General features: G+C 32.1%; 1 protein-coding gene. It reads right to left on the minus strand.

The window, feature by feature from the left end:
• Window positions 1-159 precede the first annotated feature (159 nt).
• A partial coding sequence (locus tag SB775_RS28105) for a response regulator transcription factor (protein WP_410864445.1) occupies window positions 160-346 on the minus strand: 187 nt, incomplete at its 5' end.

The raw sequence follows: 346 nt of genomic DNA on the forward strand, positions 1-346 counted from the left end.
GTTATATATCACTTACGAAAAAGGGTACTCCCTTATAATTATTGTTGCTTACAAATACATTTTATCTTTATATCAAGACAATTACGTCCTCACATAGACGTATTTTTCCATAAAAAAAGTCCACCTTCTAAAGGCGAACTAGGTCTTACGACTTTTGTCTTATACAATTCCATTTTTCACTGCATATAATGCTGCTTGTGTGCGATCGGATAAATGTAACTTACTCAAAATACTACTCATATGAGCTTTTACCGTTTTTTCTGTAATAACTAAAACAGAAGCAATTTCTTTATTACTCATCCCTTTCGCCAATAACTGCAATACTTCATTTTCTCTCGCTGTTAAT

It is taken from the genome of Peribacillus sp. SIMBA_075, from assembly GCF_046534585.1.